Source organism: Burkholderia sp. DN3021, assembly GCF_049805555.1.
Lineage (GTDB): Bacteria > Pseudomonadota > Gammaproteobacteria > Burkholderiales > Burkholderiaceae > Burkholderia > Burkholderia pyrrocinia_C.
On sequence record NZ_JBNCAB010000176.1, the window covers coordinates 1 to 3,648 of the forward strand.

3 protein-coding genes are annotated in these 3,648 nt (G+C 68.3%); all 3 read left to right on the forward strand.

Annotation, left to right across the window (positions count from 1 at the left end; translation table 11 throughout):
* Positions 1-1,382: chemotaxis protein CheW (locus ACPUER_RS36040; protein ID WP_425133490.1), on the forward strand; the 1,382-nt coding region annotated here is incomplete at its 5' end.
* Between the two features lie 48 nt (positions 1,383-1,430).
* Positions 1,431-1,946: a chemotaxis protein CheW gene (gene cheW, locus ACPUER_RS36045; protein ID WP_072443103.1), complete on the forward strand. Its 516-nt coding sequence runs from the start codon at positions 1,431-1,433 to the stop codon at positions 1,944-1,946.
* Positions 1,947-1,983: 37 nt separating this feature from the next.
* Positions 1,984-3,648: methyl-accepting chemotaxis protein (locus tag ACPUER_RS36050; protein ID WP_425133491.1), on the forward strand; the 1,665-nt coding region annotated here is incomplete at its 3' end.

The following is a 3,648-nucleotide window of genomic DNA, read 5'->3' on the forward strand; positions in this document are numbered from 1 at the left end:
CCGCCGCGCCGCAACAGGCCGCACCGGCACCGGCTCCCGCAACCGTCGAGCCGGCCGCAGCCGCAGCAACGCAACCGCCGCAGCAACCCCAACGGCCGCAGGCCGAACACGCGGCGCAGGCCGCCGCGCATCACGACGACAAGCGCGCGCGCCCGGCCGCCGCGGCCGCATCGGGCGCCGAAGGCAGCTCGATCCGTGTCGGCGTCGAGAAGGTCGACCAGCTGATCAACCTCGTCGGCGAGCTCGTGATCACGCAGGCGATGCTCGCGGAGACCGCGAGCGCGTTCGATCCGGCGCTGCACGACCGCCTGTTCAACGGGATGGCGCAGCTCGAGCGCAACGCGCGCGACCTGCAGGAAGCCGTGATGTCGATCCGCATGATGCCGATGGATTACGTGTTCAGCCGCTTCCCGCGGCTCGTGCGCGACCTCGCCGGCAAGCTCGGCAAACAGGTCGAGCTCGTCACGTTCGGCCAGGCGACCGAACTCGACAAGAGCCTGATCGAACGGATCATCGATCCGCTCACGCACCTCGTGCGCAACAGCCTCGACCACGGGATCGAGACGGTCGACAAGCGCGTCGCCGCCGGCAAGGACGCGGTCGGCCAGCTCGTGCTGTCGGCCGCGCATCACGGCGGCAACATCGTGATCGAGGTCAGCGACGACGGCGCAGGCCTGAACCGCGAGCGGATCCTCGCGAAGGCCGCGAAGCAGGGCATGCAGGTGTCCGACAACATCAGCGACGAAGAGGTGTGGAACCTGATCTTCGCGCCGGGCTTCTCGACCGCCGAGACGGTGACCGACGTGTCGGGCCGCGGCGTCGGGATGGACGTCGTGAAGCGCAACATCCAGTCGATGGGCGGTCACGTCGAGATCACGTCGCAGGCCGGCCGCGGCACGACCACGCGGATCGTGCTGCCGCTGACGCTCGCGATCCTCGACGGGATGTCGGTGAAGGTCGGCAGCGAGATCTTCATCCTGCCGCTGAACTTCGTGATGGAGTCGCTGCAGCCGTCGATCGACGATATCTACACGGTCGGCAACGGCGAGCGCGTGGTGCGCGTGCGCGGCGAATACCTGCCGCTGGTCGCGCTGCACGAGGTGTTCTCGGTCGAGGACGCCCGCACCGACCCGACGCAGGGGATCGTCACGATCATGCAAACCGAGGGGCGCCGCTTCGCGATGCTGATCGACGAGCTGGTCGGCCAGCAGCAGGTGGTCGTGAAGAACCTCGAAACCAATTATCGCAAGGTGCACGGCATCTCGGCGGCGACCATCCTCGGCGACGGCAGCGTCGCGCTGATCGTCGACGTCGCGGCGCTGAACCGAGAAACCCGTGCGACGCACGGCGCCCGAGCCGGCGCCGAGCTCGCGATGTTCTGACTCTCGCCATTCAACCGATTGGGGGCAAACGTGTCTGCTGAAGTCCAAATGATCAATCCGGCCGCGGCGAACGCGGCGACGAGCCGCCGCGACGCGGCGCAAGGCGACGCGACGGGCCAGGAATTCCTCGTGTTCACGCTCGGCGACGAGGAATACGGGATCGACATCCTGAAGGTGCAGGAAATCCGCGGCTACGACAGCGTCACGCGCATCGCGAACGCGCCGGACTTCATCAAGGGCGTGATCAACCTGCGCGGGATCATCGTGCCGATCGTCGACATGCGGATCAAGTTCCATCTCGGCCGCGTCGAGTACGACCACCAGACCGTCGTGATCATCCTGAACGTCGCGCACCGCGTGGTCGGGATGGTGGTCGACGGCGTGTCGGACGTGCTGACGCTGCAGACCGACCAGATCATGCCGGCGCCGGAATTCGGCGCGACGCTGACGACCGAGTACCTGACGGGCCTCGGCACGGTTGACGGCCGGATGCTGATCCTGATGGATATCGAGAAGCTGATGTCGAGCCGTGAAATGGCGCTGATCGAGACACTCGGCGGTTAAGCGCGCCGCGCGCGCAGGAATTTCGGGAGAATCTGCAATGTTGCATAACTGGTCGATCCGCACGACGCTCACGGCGGTCGGACTCATCCTCGTGTGCCTGGCCGCCGCGGTCGGCGGGCTCGGCCTCTACGCGCTCGATCACGCGAGCCGCTCGCTCGACGAGATCGCGCACGTCGACCTGCCGGCGATCCACACGCTCGACGACACGGCCGCGCACCTGCTGCGTGCGCGTGTCGCGCTCGATCGTTTCCGTACGCTGACCGAAGCCGGCAATGCGGCCGACGCGACGAAGGTGCTCGACCGCGCGCAGGAGCTGTTTGCGAAGTCGAACCAGAACTGGCAGGCGTTCCAGTCGTTGCCGAAGCTCGGCGTCGAGCAGACGCTCGTCGACGAGCTCACCGCACGCTACACGACGATCGTGAAGGAAGGCGTCGAGCCCGAATTTGCCGCGGCGCGCGCGGGCGACATGGCGGCGTACCACGCGATTGCCGACACGAAGATCAGCCCGATGTTCGTCGCGTTCGACCAGACGGCGGCAGCCGTGATCGTATCGCTGCAGAAGCACGCGGAAGAGCGCCAGGCCGCGACGCAGTCGCAGATCTCGCTGATGGTCGCGCTGATTGCGGCCGGCATCGCGGTCGCGTTCGTCGTCGTGATCGCGATCCGCTTCGCGATGCGCGGGCTGATCGTGAAGCCGCTCGAGGACGCGATCGCGCACTTCGAGCGGATTGCCGGCGGCGACCTCACGCAGCCGGTGAACGTGTCCAGCACGAACGAGATGGGGCGCCTGTTCGGCGGCATCAAGCGGATGCAGGACGCCGTCACGACGATGGTGCAGTCCGTGCATCGCGGCACCGAATCGATCGACGTCGGCGCGCGCGAGATCGCGACCGGCAACATCGACCTGTCGCAGCGCACCGAGGAGCAGGCCGCGTCGCTGCAGGAAACCGCGTCGAGCATGGAGCAGCTGACGGGCACCGTGCGGCAGAACGCGGAGAACGCGCGGCAGGCGAGCCAGCTCGCGGTGAACGCGTCGGACATCGCGACGCAGGGCGGCGAGGTGGTCGGCCAGGTCGTATCGACGATGCAGGACATCGCGGCGAGCTCGGGCAAGGTCGTCGACATCATCGGCACGATCGAAGGCATCGCGTTCCAGACCAACATCCTCGCGCTGAACGCGGCGGTCGAAGCCGCGCGTGCGGGCGAGCAGGGCCGCGGCTTCGCGGTGGTCGCGGGCGAGGTGCGCTCGCTCGCGCAGCGCAGTGCGACGGCCGCGAAGGAAATCAAGCAGCTGATCGGCGATTCGGCCGAGAAGGTCGACAGCGGGTCGGCGCTCGTCGCGCGCGCGGGCTCGACGATGGACGAGATCGTGCAGGCCGTGCGCCGCGTGACCGACATCATGGGCGAGATCAGCGCCGCGTCGGAAGAGCAGTCGACCGGCATCGAGCAGGTCAACCGTGCGGTCAGCCAGATGGATTCGGTCACGCAGCAGAACGCGGCGCTCGTCGAGCAGGCAGCGGCCGCGGCCGCGTCGCTCGAGGAGCAGACGCGCCAGATGAAGGCGATCGTGTCGGGCTGGCGCGTGACGGGCGGCATCGTGCTCGCGCCGGCGCGCGGCGTCGCGCGGCCGGTCGCGCATGGATCGGCGGCCGTGCCGGCACTGCCGTCGGAGCCGCGTCACGACGCCGCGCCGGTCGCCGCG

Excerpts from the sequence above, each read along its gene's own strand:
- cheW (WP_072443103.1), top strand. The coding sequence starts at position 1,431 with ATGATCAATCCGGCCGCGGCGAACGCGGCGACGAGCCGCCGCGACGCG.